Consider the following 22,103-nt stretch of genomic DNA (forward strand, 5'->3'; position numbering starts at 1 on the left):
GTAGGATCAACGTGTTAGTCGCCCGCAATCTCCCATATGTGCGCGGCCGCGCCGCCGCATCGATGACTCGCCCTCGCCTCATCCAGGGCAACCCGAAGGAGCAACCCCGATGTCTCTCGCATTGACCCGCAAAGAACTGATTCGCCCGCAGAACCTGATCGACGGCAAGTGGATCGACGCCGCCGACGCCGCGCGCTTTCCCGTCACCAACCCGGCCACCGGCGAATTGATCGTCGAAGTCGCGAACAGTGGCGCCACGGACGCCCGCGCCGCCACCGACGCCGCGGCCCGCGCGTTCCCCGCGTGGCGCGACAAGCTGCCGCGCGAACGCGCGGAGATTCTGCGCCGCTGGCATGCGCTGATCGTCGCCAATACCGAAGACCTCGCCAAGCTGATGTCGACGGAACAAGGCAAGCCGCTCGCGGAAAGCCGCGGCGAAGTCGCCTACGGCGCCTCGTACGTCGCGTGGTTCGCCGACGAGGCGACACGCATCTACGGCGATCTGATCCCGCAGCAACAGCGCGGCAAACGCATGAGCGCGGTGAAGGAACCGGTCGGCGTGGTCGCGGCGATCACGCCGTGGAATTTCCCGCTGGCGATGATTGCGCGCAAGATCGCGCCCGCGCTCGCAGCCGGATGCACCGTCGTGGCCAAGCCCGCGGAAGACACGCCGCTCACCGCGCTCGCGCTGGCAGCGCTGGCCCAGGAAGCGGGCTTGCCTGGCGGCGTGCTGAACATGCTGTCGGCTTCGCGTGAACAGGGCATTGCGGCGGTCGCTGACTGGCTCGCTGACGGACGCGTGCGCAAGATCACGTTCACGGGTTCGACACCGGTGGGCAAGCATCTCGCCCGCGAATCGGCCGGCACGCTGAAGAAGCTGTCGCTGGAACTGGGCGGCAATGCACCCTTCATCGTATTCGACGACGCCGATCTCGACGCGGCAGTCACCGGTCTGATGGCCTCCAAGTTCCGCAACGGCGGTCAGACTTGCGTGTGCCCGAACCGGGTTTATGTGCAATCCGGTGTCTACGCGCGTTTCGCCGATCTGCTCGCGAACCGCGTCGCCGCGCTGAAGGTTGCGCCCGCGACCGATCCGGACGCGCAGATCGGCCCGATGATCAACGAACGCGCAATCGACAAGATTGCCCGGCACGTCGAAGATGCCGTCAAACACGGCGCGAAAGTGCTGACAGGCGGCAAGCGCCTGACCGAACTCGGCCCGAACTACTATGCGCCGACCGTGCTGACCGATGCGCAGGACGACATGCTCGTCTGTTGCGAAGAAACCTTTGGGCCGGTAGCGCCGCTGTTCCGCTTCGATGACGAAGCCGAAGCGATCCGCCTTTCTAATGACACGCCTTTCGGCCTCGCCGCCTACTTCTACACGCAGGACGTGCGACGCATCAATCGCGTCGCAGCCCAGCTCGAAGCGGGTGTGATCGGCATCAACGAAGGCGCGGTGTCGAGCGAAGCGGCGCCGTTTGGCGGGGTGAAAGAATCGGGCTACGGCCGCGAAGGTTCGAAGTACGGGCTCGACGATTACATGTCGATCAAGTACCTGTGCCAGGGCGGACTGGATTAAGGAGCCGCCGCGCGTTCCATGATCTGGCGCCCCAACGCGGCCTCTTCGAGGAGCCGCTGCGGCGCCAGGATTTCCTCCCGGCACACCGGCATTGCACCGTCCACCGCATAACCCGTTATTCTCTTCCTACTGAAGATCAGGAAAAACGGATATGAATCTTAGGGCGTTGCAGTGCTTCGTGATTCTGGCGGAGGAGCTCAATTTCAGCCGCGCCGCCGAGCGTTTGCATATCGCGCAGCCCGCGCTGAGCCAGCAGATCCGTTCACTTGAAGAGCGGCTCGGCACGCAGTTGGTCGATCGGGCAAGACGCCCGCTGAGTCTGACCGAAGCCGGCCATTACCTCTGCACGGAGGCGCGTCAGATCCTGGGTTCGCTGGAACAGGTGTCTCTTACGGCGCAAGAAATTGGCGTCGGCCGGCGCGGCTGGCTCAGCATCGGCTTCACACGCTCCGCGATGTACAGCATCCTGCCGCCCGCGCTCAAGGCGTTTCACAACGCGTTCCCGCAGGTCGAACTCAAGCTCTTCGAGTTGCTTACCGAAGAGCAAACCGATGCGTTGCGCGACATGCGCATTCACATCGGCATCGGGCGGCAGCCGCTCGCGATTGATGGCTGCACATCCTATCCGCTGCTGCGCGAGCGCGTCATGGCCGCGCTCGAACCGGGTCATCCGCTGGCCGCGCACAAAACCGTGCGCATTGCCGAGCTCGCCGATACGCCCTTGATTCTGTATCCGAAGCACCAGAACGCACAGTTCAAACGCTCGGTGCAGACGCTCTATCGCGATGCGGGCGTGACTCCGGTTGTCGCTCATCAGGCTTATGAAATTCAGACCGCGATTGCACTCGTAGCAGCGGGCCTCGGCGTGACATTTATCGGCGAATCGGTTGCGCGCCATGGACGTACGGACGTCGTGTACCGCCACCTCAGCGGTCCCGGCTCGTCATACCGATCGACGCTCGCAGCCACCTTTCGCACCGACGACGCCTCCCCGCATCTGCGTGCCTTCCTCGCCTGCCTCCCCGCGCCACTTGCTGACGCCACACTATAAGTAAAAACCTATACAAGCATAAGCAAGCGGTCTTGGACTCTCCGTCCGAGCGTTCTTATCATGGGCCTCATGCTTCAGCCACCGCCCGTTCATGAGCGCATCAGCATCAGCGCATGCGAGCACGAACGGGAGCCCCTGAAGTCCGGCTGCCAAACGCGCGGCCAACGGGACACTGCCGGCATTCGATCCGGCAGGCCGACCATAAGAACGCCGCCACGGCTCATGCAGCCGTCGCAGCAAGGTAGGAGACAGCATGACCTCATTCGACGAAGCCGCCACCATGCGCAAAGTGTACGGGCGATTAATGCCCCTGCTCTTCGCGATGATGTTCTTCAACTATCTGGACCGGATCAATATCGGATTCGCCGCGCTGGACATGAACAAGCAGCTGGGTTTCAGTCCAGCCGTGTTCGGTTTCGCGGGCAGCATCTTCTTCGTCGGCTACATGCTGCTGGAAGTGCCGAGCAACCTGTTGCTGCATCGGGTCGGCGCGCGCCGCTGGATCGCGCGCATTCTTCTGACGTGGGGCGCGGTCGCGGCCGCCACTGCCTTCGTCTTTAACGATTCGAGCTTCTATGTGTTGCGCTTCCTGCTGGGCGTGATGGAAGCAGGCTTTTTGCCGGGCGTGGCGGTCTATCTGACGAAATGGTTTCCGGTGCGCTACCGGGCGCGCGCGGTGGGCGGCTACATCATCGCGGGTTCGTTTTCGGCGGTGCTAGGCGGTCCGATCTCGACAACCTTGATGACCTACGCGAACGGCATTCTCGGTTTGCAGGGATGGCAATGGATGTTCATCCTCGAAGGCATCCCGGCGATGGCGCTCGGTCTGCTGACGCTGCGCATCATGACCGAACGTCCGGCCGACGCCAAATGGCTCTCCGACGACGAAAAGCACTGGCTCGAATCGACGCTCGCAGCCGAGCGCGAAGCCGTCGGCGGTAGCACCCATTTTCCGCTGCTGCGCGTGGCGAGCGACATCCGCGTATGGAGTCTCGCGTGTCTGTTCGGCTGTGCACTGGTCGGCATTTATGGCCTGTTCCTGTGGCTGCCGCAGATCGTCAAGAGTCTCGGCCATCTGAGCAATATCGAGGTCGGTTTTCTGTCGGCCGCGCCGCCGCTCTTCGGCGTGTTGGGCACGTTCCTGATCAGCCGCAGCTCCGATCGCACGGGCGACCGCAAGAAGCACCTCGCCTTCGTGTACGGCATGAGCGCATTGGCGATTGCCGGCAGTGCGTACGCGCCGAACCCTGTGATCGCCTACGCGCTGCTGTGTCTGACCGGTTTGTTCATCTATGCGGGCAATCCGCTGTTCTGGAGCCTCGCGTCCTCGTTCAGAACGGGTGCCGCGGGCGCCGCAACGATTGCGCTGATCAATACCATCGCGCAGTTCGGCGGTCTGGTCGGTCCCTGGAGCATCGGGCTGGTGCGCAACGCCACCGGCAACTTCAAGCTGGCCTTGCTGACGATCGCAGCGTTTCTGGTGGTCGCGACAATCATCGCACTCGTGATGCGCGTCACGCCGTCTGAAGATGAAGCCGCCTCGCTCGCGACAGGCGACCCTGCCCCGCGCACCTGAGCGCCCTGACTGACGAGATAGCGAACGCAGCGAACGCACACAGCGCGGACAGATAAACATCCACAAGGACACCAACGGATTTCTCACATCATGATCATCGATTGCCACGGTCACTACACCACCTCGCCGCCGCAGCACGAAGCCTGGCGCGCGCAGCAGATCGCCGCGCTGAAAAACGGCGGCGCGCCGCCGCCACGGCCCCTCATTACCGACGACGAAATTCGCGAGAGCATCGAAACCGGCCAGATCCGCATCCAGCGTGAACGCGGCACCGATCTCACGATCTTTTCGCCACGCGCCGCCGGCATGGGGCACCACCTCGCCACGGCCGAAGCCAATGCAGTCTGGTCGAGCGAATCCAACGACCTCATCCATCGCGTGGTTTCGCTGTTTCCGCGCAACTTCGTCGGCGTGTGTCAGTTGCCGCAGGCGCCGGGCGTGGCGCCGGCCAATTGCATCGCCGAATTGCGACGTTGCGTGGAAGAACTGGGGTTCATCGGCTGCAATCTGAATCCGGATCCGTCCGGCGGACATTGGTCAGGGCTGCCGATTACGGACCGCTCGTGGTATCCGCTCTATGAAGCGATGGTGGACCTCGACGTGCCGGCAATGATTCACGTGTCCTCGTCGTGCAATCCGAATTTTCATGCGACGGGCGCGCATTACATCAACGGCGACACCTCGGCGTTCATGCAGTTGCTGCAGGGCGATCTGTTCGCCGACTTCCCGACGTTGCGCTTCATCATTCCGCACGGCGGCGGCGCGGTGCCCTATCACTGGGGTCGCTATCGCGGGCTCGCGCAGGACATGAAGCGGCCACTGCTCAGCGAGTACCTGATGAAGAACGTGTTCTTCGATACCTGCGTGTATCACCAACCCGGCGCCGAGCTACTCGCCAAGGTCATTCCGGTCGAGAACATTCTGTTCGCCTCGGAAACCATCGGCGCGGTTCAGGGCATCGATCCCGAAACCGGCCACTACTACGACGACACGCGGCGCTATATCGACGCCATCGAATGGCTCAGCGCCGCGGACCGTCAGCGTATCTACGAAGACAACGCCCGCGCGGTGTACCCGCGGCTGTCCCATCAACTCGAGCAGCAATTCACCACGCAAGGGGCAACGGTATGACTGTCACTACGAATCCTATCGGCTGGCGCGAACACGAATCCGCGCCTCAGGCCAACCCGGCAACGCTCGACGCATTGCGTGAACTGGCAGTTTCCCTGCTCAGCGACAACATGGCGCGCGCAAGCGGCATGGTCGGCTTGCGGCCGTATCATCAACCCAAGCCGATGGCCGGCACCGCGGTTACGGTCCACACTCGCCCCGGCGATAACCTTGCGATCCATCGCGCGTTCGACTTTTGCCGGCCGGGCGATGTCCTCGTGATCGATGGCGCCGGCGAACTGACGCAAGCGCTGATGGGCGAGATCATGGCCAGCTTCGCGGAGAGCCTGGGCGTGCAGGGCCTCGTGATCGACGGCGCGATCCGCGATGTCGGCGCGCTACGTCAGCGCGATTTTCCGGTGTACGCGCGCGGCGTGACGCATCGTGGGCCGTACAAAAACGGCCCTGGAGAGATCAACGTGCCGGTCACGGTCGGCGGAATGGTGGTTCATCCTGGGGACATCATCGTTGGCGATGAAGACGGTTTGCTCGCGATCTCGCCCGCTGACGTGGAAGCCGTGATCGAAGGCGCACGACGGCAGAATGCGAAAGAAACGGCAGCGCTGAAGTCGATCGCCAATGGATGTTTCGACCGTTCGTGGGTCGTGCCGCATCGCGATCGGATGATGAACGGCTGACTTCACGCGCGACGCCAGAGCGTGCATGATGCTGACTGGTTCCTGCCGCGTAGCGTGAATCACGGCGAACCAGCCATCATCGTCCCAACCCTGCAGGAATCGTGTGCCTCATGGCGGAATATCTGAACGCTGCAATGCTCCTTGAACTCGCGCAACGTGCGGAAGAGCGCACTGCCGCGCCCTGCATGTGTACAAAAACGCCGCTGGACGGCTGGCACTCGCAGCCGCTTTCTCTCGACGAAACGCAGTTCAAGGAAATCGGCACGCTTGCACCGGAGGACGATCCGGAACCTACGTTCAGCGAATACCTGCCGGGCAAAACGACCTACTGGTCGGCCGACGCACCGATCGCACCACGTTACTTCCCATACAACCGCTGTGCCGTCTGGCAGTGCGCGTTATGCGACCGTCTTTATCTGCGCTACACGGAAGGGGGTGGCTACTTCGTCGATCGCAGGATTCGCGCTGTACAGTCGGCGCTGATCGAAGACGTTCCGCTTCCCGAGTAACGTTAGAGGTGCAACGCGCGGCCTTAATGCCCAGGCTTCAGCGCCGCATACGTCCCCGGCGTGATTCCATAAGCCCGCTTGAAAAGCCGGTTGAGATGGCTTTGATCGTAAAAGCCGACGGCCGCGGCAGCGCTCGCCGCGCTATGCCCCGCCGCAAGCATGCGTTTGGCCGCGAGTAGCCGCACCTGCGTCGCATAGGCATGCGGCGGCAGGCCAAACTCCTTGCAGAAGGCACGCGTGAGGTAATAGCGGCTCAGCCCTACCAGTGCTGCCAGCTCATCGACCGGAATATCGCGGGCATAGTTGGCGGCGACATACTCACGCACCTGGGCCATCTTGCGGGCTTCGGGCCGCGCTTCGCCGAGCTCGTGCCGCGATTGCCCATATCGTCCGACCAGCATCCCCATCGCCGCCCACCAGTTCGCCTGCCGCTCCATCAGCGAGACCGAGCCGTGTTGGTCGAGACTCGCATGCGCCTTGACCAGCAGACCCGCAAGGTGCGCATCCTGATAGAGCCCCGGCGGAATCAGAAGCGGTTTGTCGGGACGTGAGTCGGGCGAAAACACAGCACCCAGCGCGCCCAGACCTTCCATGTCGAGATAGATGGCGCGGTAATTCCATTCGCGGCCTTCCCACACCTCGCCGCTGTGATATTCGCCGGGTCCGAACACGAGCACGCTGCCGGGTCCGGCGACGTCGCTGCCGGTGCGCGTATGACACTGCCCCGCACCGGATTGCGTCATGACAATGACGAGTTCGTCGTGCAGATGCCGGTCGAATTTATGCTCGCCGTAGCGCGCGCTCGCGAGACAGGCGCCGTCGAGCGCGCCGTCTCGCCAGCACACCACTTCCGGCTCGCTTTTATCCGATGTGTCCATGGCTCGCTCTCCCGGGATACCGTCAAACCAGCTCTATTCTGACCCGGCGATTGCGGCGCCCCTTGTTTTCTATCTTCACGATGCGGATCGGTTTCGATTGCGCCGTGTTGGTCAGATGCGTGCCGCCGCAGGCCTGGCGGTCCAGGTCGCCGATTTCGACGATCCGCACCGTGCCGTCGGAGGTCGGCGGCGGTGCCACCGAAAGGCTGCGGATCAGGCCCTGCGTCGATTTCGCCTCGGTTGCACTGACGTAGTAGGTCCGTACGTCCATGGCGCTGCGGATCACCTCGTTGGCCGGCTCCTCGAGCAGACGCAGCGCGTCGTTGTCCGCCTCCGGCAGATCGAAGTCCATGCGGGCGGTGCCGTCGGCATTGATCTGCGCGCCGGTCACGAGCGCGCCGGCGAAGCGCTGATACACGAGCGCGTTGAGAATATGCGTGGCCGTATGAAGCTGGGCGACGGTGGCGCGCCGGGCCGCGTCGACGGCCACGTGAACGTCGCCATTCAGTTCGAGCGGCTCGTCGAGCAGATGCCAGAGCATGCCGCCTTCCGGTGCGACGCCAGTAATGCGGACGGCGCCGTGCGCGTGCGTCAGGGTCGCGGCGTCCGACACCTGGCCGCCACCGCCCGGGTGCAAGGCCGTGCGGCCCAGCACGACGGCGCCGGGCCGCGAGGCGATCACGCTCGTTTCAAACTCGAGTAAGTCCGGCTGCTCATGGCAAAGATAGTGCGCCACCTTGAATTCCCCGCATGAAATGACTGATTGCGCCTAGCATACTCAGTCTCATGGGAGGTCGTCTTGGTCAAAAATGCCCTGTGCGGCTGGGGCCGGACCGTGGCCGCCTGTCTTCTTCGGATCAGGCGAAAGGCCGCCGGTGAGCCGCCACGCCCTTGTGCGATCAGACGGACAGTGTCTGCTGAAGGTTCAGATTGGGCGAATTGAGCGTCAAATCCGTATTCAGGTTAGGCAAATTAAACGAATTGCTGCCGGAAACCGTCTGGTCGAGGCCGCCTTGCGCGGCCCACTGGAAGTTGCCCACGCCGGAAACGCCGTCCGCACCGGACACGTCGTGCGTCTCGATCTGCTTGTAGACGTCCGGATTCTGCAGCATGTACGACGCCGCGGCAGACACATCGGACGGCGTGCCGGCGGGCGGATTATTGGCGAGCTTGTAGAGCTGGTCCGGATCGAGCGACGAGATGCCGTTCTGGCTCATGTAGCTCGACAGCGCGCCGGACGCGCTTTGCGCATCCATCATGGCGCCTTGGGTCGAGATCGAATTCATCGTATCGGTCGCGCTCGGCGACGGCTCGCTATCGAGGCCACCCTGCGCCGCCCACTCGAAATTGCCCACGCCGGAAATCCCGTCAGCACCCGGCACGTCGTGCGTTTCGATCTGCTTGTAGACATCCGGGTTCTGCAACATGTACGAGGCCGCCGACGACACTTCGGGCGGTGTGCCGGCAGGCGGGTTGTTGGCCAGCTGATAAAGCTGATTCGGATCGAGCGACTTGATGCCGTTCTGATTCATGTAGCTCGCGAGCGTGCCCGACGCGTTCTGCGCCATCGCGTTCTGTCCCACCGACGACGAACTCTGCTGCAGCACCTGGTTGATCATCGCATCGACCTGCTGCTCCAGCTGCTGGATGGACTGATCTTCTGAAGAGAACGACGAGTCGAGGCTGGGTGTGGCAAAACTGGAGACGGGGTCGTTGGCGATAGCGGTCATGGGATCCTCTGCAAGGGAAGATAGACCGCCATCGGTCATGCGGATGTGAAACGGAACACAGCGGCGGTCCGGGGTCGTCTAATGCTAATTGGGCCAACCAGGCCGGTTTCGGCCCATGCGAAAAGCGGGCCGAAAATGCGAAGCCATGTCTGTGTAAGGGGGAATGCGCGGCATCCAGCACCGCGCGTCACTGGACTTGTGCGGCGCCGCGCGCGGCCTGCTCTTCGCAGTAAGCCAGGTACCTATCGTAGGCCTGCTGCGGCGGCGTTTTGGCGTACTGTCCGTACAGACGGTCGATAAAGGTTGTCAATTCCGCCTGCGCGTACAGCTGTCGTTCAATCGGCATCGCCGCCGCCACGCGCTGCGCCTTGCGCAACTCGTCTTCCTTGCTGACGCCCGCATCGCGGTCCTGCGCGATCAGCTTCGCGTTGTTCGCACGCGTCGTACAAACCTGTGTCATTGCCGACGAAGCCTGTGCATGCGCGGATAACGGGCTTAGTGCTGTGGCCGACGCGACCAGCGCTGTCGCGGCCATGCCGCGTACGAATGGCAGAAAGGAGATACGAAGTGAGTCGCTTCGGGTTACGCCGATCATCCGGTCCTCGTTAAATTCGATGTATTCGATGGTAAAAGCCTGCCGTCGAGCAGCATCGCCGCGGTTTCGTCGTCGGCAAAACGGCTGACCGACAGCACATGATCCTGCGCCCAGACGCAGTGAAACCAGCCGGTTGGAATCACCAGCAGATCGCCCGGTTCGAGCATGACGTCCACACCAGCCGCACCGGCAAAGCGCGGAAAGCGTGTCAGGTCCGGAGCCGCTACGTCGACGCGGCATGGACGATACGTGTTGAATGCGTCGAGCGCGTAGACGGCGCTTTCCTGAGCAGGCGCATAAAGCCGAACGCGTTTGCGGCCGTGAATCTGCGCGAGAAAGGAATTCGCCAGATCGCAGTGCAACCGCGTGACCAGTGAGGCGGCGCTAGCCCGTCCGAACCAGAGTTGCCCCGCGCCGAACATGCGCGCCGGCAGCATGGGCAGTGAAAAACGCGCTTCCCACGCGGGTGGCAAGAGGCAGCCTTCCGTGTAGGTGGAGGCACCTGAGTCGGCGAGAGGCTGCACGGCGAAGCCATCGATGAAGTCGGCGACGGTTTGTGCAAGGCCGCTCGACGGATCCGCGCGCAGCACCGTCGCGCCCTCGTAAGTGCGCCAATCGTCGAGTGTCCAGGCGACTTCGGGCCAGTTCACCATGCCCCGCAACACCAGTGGGACGGATGCATCGAGCGTGTCCGCGAGTGCCGCGTGCAGGTCCTTGTCGTCGCTGCCGCCGGCGCGCAGAGCCGGCACCGTCGCCAGCGCTGCGGGTGCACGCCGCCGGGCCCGTCCCAAGGCCATGCGCGCCACCGCTGAAGGCCGCTTGAGCAGTTGCAGCCAGTAAGCGGCGAGCCGCTCGGCGCCGTCGATTCGCACGCCACCGAACGCCATCGCCGCCGCACTGCGCGGATCGAAGCCGGTGGGGTCGTCGAGCATCGCGCTCAACAAAGCGCGGCTCAGTGTGATGCGAGCTGCAGCGCGGTGCACATCGTCGGGCGGGATCGGCGTCGACTCGATCCGCAGACCGAACGTGAAACGGCGACTGGCATCCGCGCAGTCGCTGACGATGAGATCGACGGCGATCGCTTGCGGCGGCGCCACGTAATGCTCGCCAAGCCGCGCTTCCAGAAGCGCGCTGAGTTCGACATGCGCAATCATGCTCACCATGGCTTGCGCCAGTAGACCGCTTGCGTGTTGACACGCGTAAGCGGAGCGTCGATGCGATGCGCGGCGCGGTATTCGTCGACGGCACGCGCGCAGCCGGTCGGCAGACCATAGTCGTCGACAATCACGAAGCCGCCCGGCGACAAACGCGGATACAAGGCGTCGAGTGCGACGCGGGTCGACTCGTACCAGTCGCCGTCGAGCCGCATCAATGCGAGGCGCTCGACCGGCGCGCCCGGCAACGTATCGGCGAACCAGCCTGGCAGAAAACGCACCCGGCGATCGAGCAGGCCCGCGCGCGCGAAGGCTTCGCGCACGGTCGCCAGATCGCTGCGCAGCAGGCCGACTGCGCGCATCAGGTGATGCCAGATGGCATCGCGCAAATCCGTGCCGGCGTCCGGCGCGGGCAAGCCAGCGAACGAATCGGCCACCCATACGCTGCGGCCAAAGCCGCCGAACGCGGTCAGCGCGGCGCGCATCAGAATCGTCACGCCACCGCGCCATACGCCCGTTTCGATGAAGTCGCCCGGCACGCGCTCGTCGATCACGACGCGCGCCAACTCGACGACGTTGTCGAGCAGCACGTCGTCGCACATCGTCAAACGACGCGACTCGTGGTGCATGTGGTTGAGCGCGTTTGCCATGCGCGCCGGCTCGATACCGGCGACCTCGGCGGCCGTGCGATGCAGCGGTGCGAGCCATTTGGCGAACACACGGTCCGCATCGGCGAGCCGCTCGGCGCAATCGTCGGCGGTAATCGGTGCAGTTCGGGTCGCGGCGGATTGCACGAGGTCGTTAATGTCAGCCGCGCCGCCAATGTAGCGGCGGATCATCGCCAGATAGGCATAGGCGCGCTCGTCGTCGGCGACCAGCATGGATAGCTGCGGCTCGGGGCCGGACAAAGATGCGGAAGGAGGACTCGAAGGATTCAATTCCATCGCGGGTTCGGGTGGGCGCTCGGGCCGTTAGCGGACGAGACGTGTGCGGGAAAGCTGCCATACGCAAGGCTCGGCGCGGCGGCAAGCCCGAACCAGTATCGGCCGACGCGGCCCCCCGTTCGACTGAATTGCGAACGGATGCATGCCCATGCGAACCGCGGAGGGTTGGCGCCTGGGCATGCCGGCCAGCATGGGTGTCCCGTCCACTGCGTGCGGTTTTCGATGCAGTCTTTCGTGTCGAGCCACGCAGCGGTGTGCCGGATCAGGTGTGATGGCAACATCGCCCGCCTTCCCCTTCCGCCAATGACTGGTTTTCCGCCCCGCCTCGCGCAGTTGCTGCGCCCGTCGATGACCTGCCTCGTGGCAGGCTGCCTGCTCGCACTCGCCGGCTGCGCGACGCCGCCTAAACCGCCACCGCCGACTGCCGACGAGTCCTTACCCGTGGCGTTGCGCGCCAGCCAGGACGAGGTGCTCCAGGAAGTCATGACCACTCACGGCGACGAAACTTACATATGCCGGCGCATCAAGGCGAGCGCAGCCGCGCTGCCTGACACGCTCCCTGGCGTCGCCCGCGACGGCACGCAACTGCTCTGGGATCCTTTGGGTTCCGAAGCAACCCTCGTCGACGCCGCCGGCCAAAGCGTCGGCACCGTCGCGCCGGGCCGCTACTTTCTCTCCTACGACGGCAGCTACGTGATAGGCAACGTCGCCGCCGAAAGCCAGGTGGGCGCCAATGCGCTGACCTGGGCGCGCTACACGGCACGCTTCGTCGCGGCCCCGCGCCCCGGCGAGGGCCGTTTCGCCGACGTCAGCTCGATCCAGCGCATCGACACCTCGGGCGGTTTGCCGCCGCAACCGTCGTGCGAACTCGAGGGCGCGCATCTGCTCGTGCCGTACGGCGCGACCTATATGTTCTACCGCGCCAAAGGCCACGCGCCGGTCGCCTTGTCGGCGAATCAGGCCAAGTAGTAACGCCAGCCTTGCGGTGGACCGCAAGTAACTTGCATGGGACCGCGGTAAGCGCTAAAGCGCTAACTCCGGTCGACCGCTGTGCATGGGACCGGAGTAAGCGCTAAAGCGCTAACTCCGGTCGACAGAGGAGTCGACGATGCAATTCGGTTTGTTCATGACGTTGCCCGCCCCAGAGCCTGCGCCCGCAGCCGAGCTTTACCAGCGCGCGATCGCGATGGCCGAAGCCGCCGATACGCTCGGCTTCAGCCACCTGTGGCTGGCTGAACATCACTTCACGAACTACTCGCACTCGTCTCGGCCGCTGATGCTGCTGTCCCATATCGCCGCACGCACCCGCCATCTGCGCCTCGGCCCGGCGATCGTGCCGGTGCCGTTGCATCATCCGCTCGTGATCGCGGAAGAACTCGCCACGCTCGACGTGCTGAGCGGCGGACGTGTCGAAGCCGGTCTCGGCAGCGGCTATCAACGCTATCAATACGAGCGCTTCCAGCTCGTCAAAGGCGCCACCTCCGCCCGCGACGACGAAGCAATCGACGTGCTATTGCAGGCACTACGCGAACCCGTGTTTGCGCACCAGGGCGAGTACTTCAACATTCCCCGCACCGGCCTCGTGCCGCAACCGCTGCAACGCCCGATGCCGGTATGGCTCGTCGTCAATTCAAGCCGGCGGGCGTCGGTCGAACAGGCGGTGCGGCGGCGCGCTAATCTCTTCACCGGCGTGCTCGAACCCATTTCGAAACTGACCGACGTGCGGCGCCACTATCCTGACCTCGCCGCCGCCCTCTCGACTATGCGCATCGGCACGCAGCGGCCAGTGTTCGTCGCGCAAAACGAAGCGCAGGCCCGCGAGGCCGTCGAGCATGCGCGCTGGAACGGACGCGCGACGCTACGCCTGCGTCACGACATGGGCGACGTGGTGGACGGGATCGTGCCGGACCAACCGCTACCCGACGAACCATCCGACGACGCGCTTCGCAACGATTTCCTCGTGATCGGCACCGCCGACGAATGTATTCATCAACTGCGCCGGATCCAGGCCGGCCTCGGCTGCGATTATTTCAGCGCGAGCTTCTGGTTCGGTTCGATGCCGCACGACATGGCGATGGAATCGCTGCGCCGGTTCGCACGCGACGTGATGCCCGCATTCGCGAGCGGTGCGGTTGCAGCAGGCACTCAGCAAGCGCCGGCATCGCGCCCGCAATGGGAATCCACATTGGCGTGGTGAAAGCATTCAGCGCGCATGGCACGCGTTCGTGCGGATGACATTTGCAGCCGCCACGTTCGCATCCGCGGCCCTCACTTCGGACTTCCAGCACCGCAATGTGACGTGGCGATGAAAATTCGTCATCGTCGGCGAGTTGCCGATGCGACCGTCCTCACCTGGGAGACCGCTCGTGCCATTCGGGATTCGCAACCCTTTCTCACGCGGCGCACCGCCCGTTCAGCAACAGCAGCAACCTGCGGCCCCCCAGGCGAATCAGCCGCAGAACAACGTACCGCTACCCGAAACGCGCGTGGTCGGCGGCCCGCTCGACAAGCTGCGCGCATTGCGCAACCATCTGCCCAGCGCGCCGGTGCAGACGCCACTTCGACACGGGCAGACGCAGAGTGACCCGATGCCGCAAGGCTCGCCCCTCCACGACCTGACCGGCAGCGGCGCGAACAGCGCCTTCACGCCGTTCCACGCGCGAACCACTGTGCGCGCATCGCGGCCCGCGCCAGACATCCTGCCGAGCCTTGGGCAGATGCACACGCCGAAGGCCAACGCGAGCACGCCGCTTGGCGTCAATTCGCACAACAACACCAACGTGAAGACCTCGGTCGGCAAGAACGAGCGCGCCGCGTCGCATGCGAGCACCGAACTGCGCGACACGATCGCGGCGGACGCGCATCTTGCCGGGAGCTTCCCGGCCGAACCGGGCACGCAGTTCGAAACCGAGCGCAACACGCTGCTCGCCAACATCCGCGACGCGATTCCGCAAGGTCAGCGCGGCGACCCGCCGCTCGCGAAGGCGCGCTATCTCGGTCACGCGCTCGCCGAGGCGACAGGCGGCAACGTGCAACGCGCGAACGACGTGCTCGGCGTGCTGCAAGGCACGATCCAGCATCCCACTCCGCAACAAACACGCGACGCGTTCGCGACACGCTGCGCAATGGCGCGCTCGCGAGCCGCGTTTCACGCGCTGCGCAACGTCGAAGCGGCACCGCCGATGGGTGGCAACATCCAGGCGCCCACCGAGCGCGACCGCAAGGTTCACGCGGAAGCCGACTGGCAAACCTGGCGCGCAGCCGACACGCTGTTGTCGGCATGGCCAAACGGCATGGAAAAACCCGGCTCGCTGCACGAACTCGGGGAATCGGCCAACGCCATGCTGCCGGCCGCCGAACGCGACGCCAACACCCAGGTCGCGCAAAGCCAGCAGCAGGCCGCGATCAGCCTTGCGCTGACGCCGCATACGCAGACCGCCAAGGCGATGCTGTGCGGCAATGCATTGCTCGAGAGTCCGCGTGCGCAGCCGCAAACGCATCTTCGTTCGGCGTACCTGGCGCATCGCAACGGGATCGCCGAAGCCGATGTCGGCCAGGTGCAGAACCGTATGTACTCGGTGGTCAAGCACGCGCAGCGCAACGCGACATCGGCACGTACCGGCTCGTGGATGAATCGCACGGCTCAGCGGTTTCGCAGCGGCGTCAAGCAAAGCTTCGGTCATGAGAAGGATCCGATCTCGGCGCTCGGCATGGGCACGGCCGGCGGTCTGATGGATCATCCGGATAAGGACTTCCGCACGCTGCAATCCATCGACACGGTAGTCGACGCGCTGAATACGCAGGTAGTGAACGCGCCGCACCGGCAACGCGGCCAGGCGCCGGACAACGCGACGATGAACGCCGCTGTGCGCGCCGCCGCGCTACGCAACTGGAAGGGAAGCATCGGCGCCAAGGGCTGGCTGCGCGACGATACGAAATTCGGCCGTCTGCAACGCAATCAGATTGCGCGCGACGTTGCAGGCGCGCTGAACGTCGACAAGGACACAGTGCGCAACAGCCCGGCGTTCCGCGATCTGCCGAAGATGAACGCCGAAACGCTGCGCGCCTGGGCAACCGAGTCGGGCGTGGCTATGAACACGCCGATCGTCGAGACCGACCGCACGCTCGGCGAAAATCTCGACCGCATGCAGGCGATCCGTCAGGATCCTGTGGCAACGCCAGCCACGCCGCAAGGCAACATCGATTCGCTGTGCCATCTGGTCGAAAACGTGCCGAAAACGTGGAGCGTGCAGATGTCGAGCGGCGGCGTCTACGGGCTCGACGCGAACATCTCCGAGAACATCGCGACCGCGCTCGGCCTCGTCGGCGCACCGAGCGCGTCGGTGGCGCCGGACGTGCGCTACCTGAAAGGCCGTCACGCGCTGCTCGAAGTCGGCTCCACCTCGCATCACGGCGAAATGTTCATCGGCACCGACAACCGCAAGTCCGCGCACCTGGGCGTCGGCGGTTTTATCGGCTGGTCGCTCGCGGGCGGCAAGGCTATGGCGAGCGGCTACGGGTCCGTGGTCGGCGGCCGCGACACCAGCAATCCGCGCGGTGTGGTGATCCGCACGCCGTTCAACCAGACCGGCAACGCCGATGAGAATGCCTGGCGCGGCAAGATGACCGACGTGGTACGCACGCTCGGCGGCTCCGGTCCCGGCGGACAACTGCCGCGCACGAAGGACGAAATGTGGAACGGCATGGCGGACCGGTTTTTTGCCGATCCGGACGTGTCGATCGGCTGGGTCGACAACAAAAGCCATTCGAACTACGGCTCGCTCGCGGTGACGGGCGGCGCGCGTTATGTGACCCCGGCCAACGTCAAGTTCGGGCCGCTCGTCACGGGCGAGGCCGTGTTCAGTTCGAGCAAAGCTCACTCGACCGATCAGAGCGGCGCGCGCAATGTCGACAAATCGAGCAGCGGCCATCGGTTCGCGGTCAACGGCAGTGCCACGCTGGTATCGAGTCCGCCGCCCGTGCCGATCGGCAACGCCGGGCCGTTCAACTCGCTGTCGTTTTCGAGCGCGCCGCTGGTCGGCTTCGGCACGACCTTGCTGCAAACCGGTACCGGTTCGACGCTGCGGCTCTATGAAGAGAGCGGCGACATCGTGCCCGAGCGCACCTATCGCGACACCGAGTTCACCAGTGTCGGCAATTACCTGCAATACATCGACAGCCGCAATGACGCATGGGCGCATTCGATAAATGGCGGCCAGAACGCGTTGAACACGTACCAGACCAAGGTCAAGCTCAACGCGACGCGCGGCAATCAGTACTATGGCGAGCGGCAGCGCATCGTGCCGCAAGCGGCTGCCGAGATCAACGCGTATCGCGGCACGCTGCGGATGTTCGAGCAGGGCGGACGCACGCCGACCCAGGACGAGCAGAAGGAAATGTTGCGGATTCGCGGCGAGATCGCACGCCTGCTCGAGTCGCCGGCAAGCTGGACGAATCATGTGCTGTACAGCTACGAGTCGAATTCGGCGTCGCGCACGTCGGGGCTCTCGTATGTCGGCACAGCGCAAGCGGTCAAGCAGGTCAGCGCGCAGCGAGAACTCAGTTCGTTGTCGGCGCAACCTTGAACTGAACGCGCCTAGCCTTCAAGCACGGCGCGCACCCGCTCACCCATCGCGTCGAAACGGGCGCGCTGGGTGAGCGCGTAGTCGCCGTATGCGGTAGTCAGTGCATCGCGCACACCGTCATCCTGCAGCGACGCGATGGCCGTGAGCGCGGCCTGTGCGCCGTCGTTGTCATCGCATGCGGCGTTCCATGACCCGCAACCCACCTCGTTCAGCAGACGCTCGATGCGCGTGTCCATCGACAGCCCGAACACCGGCACGCCATGCGAAATCGCGAGTACTGCCGCGTGATAACGCGTCGTCACCACACACACTGCATGCGCGACCGTGGCGGCCACTTCGTCGAGCTTATGCGGGCCTCGCGCGACGATCTCGATCGGGAATGACACACGGGCCGCCAGATCGGCGCAAGCGCCGCTATCGAGTTGCTCCATCGCCACCAGCACCGGCGTGTAACCCTGCTCCCTCAAACCGACAGCGATCTGCGCGAAGCGATCGAGATAGGCGTGATAGGCCTCGGAGCGCGTCGCGTCCCAACTGTGAAAATGCAACGGTCCATAGCGCAGCGAGGATGCCTCGCCGCGCGCGTCGAGTTCACGCGCCCGCACGGCGTCGGCACGCACCGGCCACCAGAACGGATTGTTCGGACAGAGCGCGACGCGTCGCGGACCGAGCGACGCGATGCTTGCGTCAGCGGGCGCCCGATAAGTCCACGCGGTATCGGCGCCCACTTGCGCGCGCACGCCGAGCGACGCGAGTTGCGTGCGCGCCGCGTCGTTACGGAAAATGACTTCGCCGGCTTGCGCGTTGCGTTCGACAAAGCGCGTGAGCGCTGTGCTCATCGTGCCACTATCGACACCGTAGGCAATCGCCGGCCGCCGATGCGCATGCGCAAGCGCAATCCCACCGATCAGCACGCCCGCCAACGAGTCCGAAAACTTCGATGTGTAGGTCGAGCCTTCCACGTTCAGCACGAGATCGGCATCGCGAACAGCGGCGTCCAGCGCATCGGGCAGATACGGCAGCGAAGGCGTGAGCCGCGGGGTGCCGGCAAGCAGCGGATGATCGAAGCAGTCGTCGCCGAGCGCGAACAGCGTGATCCGGGGTTCGCGCGGCGCGAGCAGACGGCGCAGCTGGGCGATCGTCTCGATCGTGCGCAGATCGGCACCGGTGTTGCCGGCGCCGCTATAGCCGAGCAGCAGCACACGTGGCGCATCACGATTCGCGCCTGGATCGCCGCGGCCGGGCGCACGCCGTGCAGCGTTGATGCGTTGCTGCATGTCGTCGAGAAAGACCTCGTCCGGCGCGGGTGCGCCTGCATAGCGGTTCAACGCGGCAAGTGAACGCTGCAACGGGCTCTCGACAATGTCCCAATCCATCAAGTCGCTCCCAAAGCTTGCGCGAGTTGTTGCATTTGCAGCGCGCCGGAATACGGCTCCACCGCTACTTCGACGATTGTCACGCCGGCGTGATCGCGTGCCTCGGCGAGCGCCTCGTCCAACGCGTCTCGTGCCTCGACATGTCGATACGCCAGCCCGAACGCCTGCGCCAGTGCGCCGATATCGAACTTGTAGGGATTGCGGATCGTGCGCCGATAGGCCGGTGCACGCGCGATCGGCAAAAAATCGAAGATCGCGCCGCCGCCGTTGTCGACCACACAGATGCAGGCCGGCGTACTCACACGCTGCGCGCTCGCCAGCGAGGAAAGGTCGTGGATCAACGCCTGATCGCCGAGCAGCAACAGACCCGCATCGCGGCGCGCGAGCGCTTCGCCGATGAATGTCGCCATCGTGCCGTCGATGCCGCTCACGCCGCGATTCACATAGATGTCCTGGCGCGCGGCACGTACGTCGTAGCCGATATCAGCGTGACGCATTGACATGGAATTGCCAAGATGAACGAAGTCGAAGCCGGGCGCCGCCAGCACGCGATGAACCGCCGACACTTCGCCCCAGGCGAGCGATGCGACGCAAGCGCGCCGCTCGCGTGCGCCGTAGCTGGCGACGCTTGCCCAGCGGTCGCGCCAGGAAAAGGCGACGGGCTGAGGAGGCTGCGTGGGAGCGGTGGAGATGGCGTCGGCATGCGTATTTCCCTGCACTGCTTCGCCTAGCGCTGTCGCAATCTCTTGCAGCATCGCTGATGACGGCGCAACCAGCACGTCGCGCGAATCCAGCGCCGGGTGCAGATAGTCATGCGCCACACGGCAAGGCGCGATCTTGATCGTGGGCACGTCGGCGTGTGTTTCGAGGTACGTGTGCAGCACCGGCATGACCGGTGCCAGGCCGAAGCGCACGATCAGTTCCGCGCGCGCCGATGCGAGCCGCGCGGCGCCACCGAATACATCGAATGCGTTGACGATCAATGCGCCCGCTGCGCCGCGCGCGGCCGCTTGCGGCGCCAACGCCGACGGCCCCGATCTCAGCCCGCTGCCTGCATCGGCTAGCACGGGAAAGCCACTCGCCGCGGCTAGCGCGAAAATCGCCTCGGGTGGCACGCCCGGCTCAGGGCCGACCACGATCAACCCGTTGAGGCCGTTATTGAGCGGAACGCTGCCGCGCTTCGCAAGCACGCGAGCGATGACGCGTTCGACGATATCGACGGGAGACACTTCAGGTACGGGGGACGCGACGTGATCGTGCAAAGCCACCGGCGCCCGTGCCGCGCGGACCGTCTCGAACGAAACCGGCTGTGTCTCAACCGCATCGTAGACACCGGCGAGCGGGACATTGATATGCACCGGACCGCGCGTCGGCCGCTTTGACGACGGATGCGCATCCGCGCATGACAAGCTGTCATCGAGGTCCGCCACGCCGTTGGACATCGCAGCAAGCGCTGCCGCGAGCTTGTCACGGGCTTGCTCCAGGGCCTGCACTGCATCCTCAGGATCTTCCAGGTCCGCCTGCGCGCGCACGAACGCGCGGGTCGCACCGAGATGATCCGCCATCTGTCCAAAACCGGTGCCGCGCAGCGCGCGTGGCCGGTCGCACGTCAGTACGACGAGCGGCACGTCGGACGCGTCCGCTTCGGTCAGCGCGGGCAGGACATTCGCCACCGCCGAGCCGGACGTCGTAACGATCGCGACCGGTTCGCCGCTCGCCTTCGCGATCCCGAGTGCGGTGAAAGCGCCGCTACGCTCATCGGTGCAGACCATCTCGACGGCAATGCGCGGATGCGCGTCGAACGCGAGGCACATGGCGCTCGCGCGGCCACCAGGACACAACACAGCACGACGCACACCGGCAGCACTCAACAACTCGACGATGAATTCCACCCACACCGCGTTAAGCGATTCGCCGCTTGCCGCGCTAGCTTCGCTCAACGTTTCGCTGCCCGTCGCGGCAGATTCGTATCGCAAAGCGCTTGCCGTCATAGCCGTTTCGTTCAGCAACTCGCCGTCCGTCGCTGAGGCTTCGTCAAGCAATTGGCCACCTCTCGCGGCAACATCGGAAAAAGCGTCCATCAAGCCACCGCTTGCGAAGTACCCGCCACCGGCGTAATCGCAATCGTGCGCACGGGCGTGGGCGCCGCCCCCTGCTCCGCCGCAATCAACCGCTCCATCACGCGTCGTGCCCGAATCGCGCCGGCATCGATCGGCAGCAGCGCCGGCTGCATTGCCCAGAAGTCGTGGTCGCCGAGATTCTTCTGTTGCGCTTCGAGCATCGGCAGGTCCTCGCACTCGAAGGGCTTCATCAGCCCTTCGACGGCATAGCGCACCAGACCGCGCGCCGCGTCACCCATCTCCTTCGGCAAACCGAACGCGAAGAAGTAATGCGTCGTGCGTTCGGTCTCCGGCGTCAGCCAATGCGCGGATGGCGCGATCAGCCCCGCTTCGCGCGGCATGCCCGCCGCGGTCACGCCGACCACGATCGAAAGCAATCCAGGCGGCGTCCAGCGTACGTCCATCCAGCGATCCACCCGCGTGCCGGCCGGAATTCCGAAGCCTTGCGCGACGAACGGCTGCAACGCTTCGTCATAAGCGCTGCGGCGAACCCACACAATGTCGTCGAGGCTGCCCGACTGCACGTCGCCGCGCGCGATCGCCTCGCTGCCGAGCGTATCGGGATGAAGAAACTGGAAGTGGCTCAGATCGAGCAGATTGTCGGCGCTCAGCTGATAATGCGCGCGCGTGTGCAGGTAACCGTCGTGCGTGACGTTGGCGGCGGGATCGACGAACGGAAACGACGGCAGCAAGGCCGCATCGGCGCGCGCGGGGTCGCCCGGCCAGAACCAGATCGCGCCGTAACGTTCGAGCGAAGTGTACGCACGCACCTTCGCGCCGGCCGGCACCCGGCCGTCGCCGTGCGGATTGTGCACGCACTGCCCGCTCGCGCTGAAGCGCAGACCGTGATACGGACATTCGAGCACACCGTCGACGATACGGCCTTGCGACAGCGGCGCGAAACGATGCGCGCAGCGATCGTCGAGCGCGATCGCGCGCTGTTCCGCATCGCGATATAGCACCACGGGTCGCCCAAGCAACGTGCGCGAAAACGGCACGTCGGCGCGGACCTCGTGTGCAAAAGCGGCGACATACCACGCGTTTAACAGAAAGGACATGAGCGCACTCGCAATGGAATCGGCACAGAAAAAACTGTGTGGCGCCGCATTGGCGACCATCTCATGCGAGTGTAAATAGCCGCTCATCCCACAGATTCAACAAAGCTCATGGAAATGCGAAGCCGCATTTCTTAAAA

Annotated in this window: 17 protein-coding genes and 1 pseudogene; 9 read left to right on the top strand and 9 right to left on the bottom strand. The window is 64.6% G+C overall.

The annotated features are described in order from the left end of the window. The first annotated feature begins 109 nt into the window (after positions 1 to 109). The 6 genes from PQQ86_RS34680 (at position 110) to PQQ86_RS34705 (ending at position 6,526) form a co-directional block, all read left to right on the top strand. Positions 110 to 1,582 (top strand): NAD-dependent succinate-semialdehyde dehydrogenase, encoded by a 1,473-nt coding sequence (locus tag PQQ86_RS34680; protein WP_408277597.1) that lies wholly within the window; start codon positions 110 to 112, stop codon positions 1,580 to 1,582. Between the two features lie 151 nt (positions 1,583 to 1,733). After that, positions 1,734 to 2,633, top strand: a complete 900-nt coding sequence (locus PQQ86_RS34685; protein WP_211706988.1) for a LysR family transcriptional regulator — start codon at positions 1,734 to 1,736, stop codon at positions 2,631 to 2,633. A gap of 253 nt (positions 2,634 to 2,886) precedes the next feature. Then, positions 2,887 to 4,209: an MFS transporter gene (locus tag PQQ86_RS34690; protein WP_408277600.1), complete on the top strand. Its 1,323-nt coding sequence runs from the start codon at positions 2,887 to 2,889 to the stop codon at positions 4,207 to 4,209. A 90-nt stretch (positions 4,210 to 4,299) separates the two neighbouring features. Further along, positions 4,300 to 5,340 carry an amidohydrolase family protein gene (locus tag PQQ86_RS34695; RefSeq protein WP_408277603.1) on the top strand — a complete coding sequence of 347 codons (1,041 nt, stop codon included), beginning with the start codon at positions 4,300 to 4,302 and terminating at the stop codon, positions 5,338 to 5,340. Beyond that, the gene (locus tag PQQ86_RS34700) at positions 5,337 to 6,017 is read left to right on the top strand and encodes an RraA family protein (protein WP_054039343.1); all 681 of its coding nucleotides are present in this window, start codon (positions 5,337 to 5,339) and stop codon (positions 6,015 to 6,017) included. The genes PQQ86_RS34695 and PQQ86_RS34700 overlap by 4 nt, the downstream gene beginning before the upstream one ends. Before the next feature lie 110 nt (positions 6,018 to 6,127). After that, positions 6,128 to 6,526, top strand: a complete 399-nt coding sequence (locus PQQ86_RS34705) for a hypothetical protein (RefSeq protein WP_093641269.1) — start codon at positions 6,128 to 6,130, stop codon at positions 6,524 to 6,526. Between the two features lie 23 nt (positions 6,527 to 6,549). Here PQQ86_RS34705 and PQQ86_RS34710 read toward each other — a convergent pair whose 3' ends face one another. From PQQ86_RS34710 to PQQ86_RS34735, 6 genes and pseudogenes are all read right to left on the bottom strand, one after another. Continuing rightward, a complete protein-coding gene (locus PQQ86_RS34710) occupies positions 6,550 to 7,404 on the bottom strand; it encodes an AraC family transcriptional regulator (protein WP_408277607.1) in 855 nt (284 codons plus the stop codon). A 22-nt stretch (positions 7,405 to 7,426) separates the two neighbouring features. Continuing rightward, positions 7,427 to 8,140: an alanyl-tRNA editing protein gene (locus PQQ86_RS34715; RefSeq protein ID WP_266259493.1), complete on the bottom strand. Its 714-nt coding sequence runs from the start codon at positions 8,138 to 8,140 to the stop codon at positions 7,427 to 7,429. 211 nt (positions 8,141 to 8,351) lie between these two features. Beyond that, a pseudogene (locus PQQ86_RS34720) lies at positions 8,352 to 9,023 on the bottom strand (hypothetical protein); the annotation flags it as partial. A 298-nt stretch (positions 9,024 to 9,321) separates the two neighbouring features. Beyond that, positions 9,322 to 9,729: a hypothetical protein gene (locus tag PQQ86_RS34725; protein WP_408277611.1), complete on the bottom strand. Its 408-nt coding sequence runs from the start codon at positions 9,727 to 9,729 to the stop codon at positions 9,322 to 9,324. Next, a complete protein-coding gene (locus PQQ86_RS34730; protein WP_408277614.1) occupies positions 9,726 to 10,892 on the bottom strand; it encodes a cupin-like domain-containing protein in 1,167 nt (388 codons plus the stop codon). Before PQQ86_RS34730 ends, PQQ86_RS34725 begins: the two co-directional genes overlap by 4 nt. Then, the gene (locus PQQ86_RS34735; RefSeq protein WP_408277617.1) at positions 10,886 to 11,827 is read right to left on the bottom strand and encodes a TylF/MycF/NovP-related O-methyltransferase; all 942 of its coding nucleotides are present in this window, start codon (positions 11,825 to 11,827) and stop codon (positions 10,886 to 10,888) included. The genes PQQ86_RS34730 and PQQ86_RS34735 overlap by 7 nt, the downstream gene beginning before the upstream one ends. Before the next feature lie 303 nt (positions 11,828 to 12,130). On the opposite strand from PQQ86_RS34735, the gene PQQ86_RS34740 reads away from it, so the two are divergent. From PQQ86_RS34740 to PQQ86_RS34750, 3 genes are all read left to right on the top strand, one after another. Beyond that, complete coding sequence (locus PQQ86_RS34740) at positions 12,131 to 12,796, top strand: DUF3455 domain-containing protein (protein WP_408277619.1); 666 nt, start codon at positions 12,131 to 12,133, stop codon at positions 12,794 to 12,796. A gap of 139 nt (positions 12,797 to 12,935) precedes the next feature. Beyond that, positions 12,936 to 14,024 (top strand): LLM class flavin-dependent oxidoreductase, encoded by a 1,089-nt coding sequence (locus PQQ86_RS34745; protein ID WP_408277622.1) that lies wholly within the window; start codon positions 12,936 to 12,938, stop codon positions 14,022 to 14,024. A gap of 169 nt (positions 14,025 to 14,193) precedes the next feature. Further along, positions 14,194 to 17,412 (top strand): hypothetical protein, encoded by a 3,219-nt coding sequence (locus tag PQQ86_RS34750; protein WP_408277625.1) that lies wholly within the window; start codon positions 14,194 to 14,196, stop codon positions 17,410 to 17,412. A gap of 11 nt (positions 17,413 to 17,423) precedes the next feature. On the opposite strand, the gene PQQ86_RS34755 is transcribed toward PQQ86_RS34750, so the two are convergent. Genes PQQ86_RS34755 through PQQ86_RS34765 form a run of 3 tightly spaced genes read right to left on the bottom strand, consistent with a single transcriptional unit; the run spans position 17,424 to position 21,966 of the window. Further along, positions 17,424 to 18,788, bottom strand: a complete 1,365-nt coding sequence (locus tag PQQ86_RS34755) for a polysaccharide pyruvyl transferase family protein (RefSeq protein WP_408277627.1) — start codon at positions 18,786 to 18,788, stop codon at positions 17,424 to 17,426. Then, entirely contained in the window at positions 18,788 to 20,869 is a 2,082-nt protein-coding gene (gene menD, locus PQQ86_RS34760) for a 2-succinyl-5-enolpyruvyl-6-hydroxy-3-cyclohexene-1-carboxylic-acid synthase (protein WP_408277629.1), read from the bottom strand. The genes PQQ86_RS34755 and menD overlap by 1 nt, the downstream gene beginning before the upstream one ends. Further along, the gene (locus PQQ86_RS34765) at positions 20,869 to 21,966 is read right to left on the bottom strand and encodes an aromatic ring-hydroxylating dioxygenase subunit alpha (protein ID WP_408277632.1); all 1,098 of its coding nucleotides are present in this window, start codon (positions 21,964 to 21,966) and stop codon (positions 20,869 to 20,871) included. The genes menD and PQQ86_RS34765 overlap by 1 nt, the downstream gene beginning before the upstream one ends. Between the last annotated feature and the right edge of the window lie 137 nt (positions 21,967 to 22,103).

Source organism: Paraburkholderia sediminicola (assembly GCF_046026675.1).
GTDB lineage: Bacteria > Pseudomonadota > Gammaproteobacteria > Burkholderiales > Burkholderiaceae > Paraburkholderia > Paraburkholderia sediminicola_F.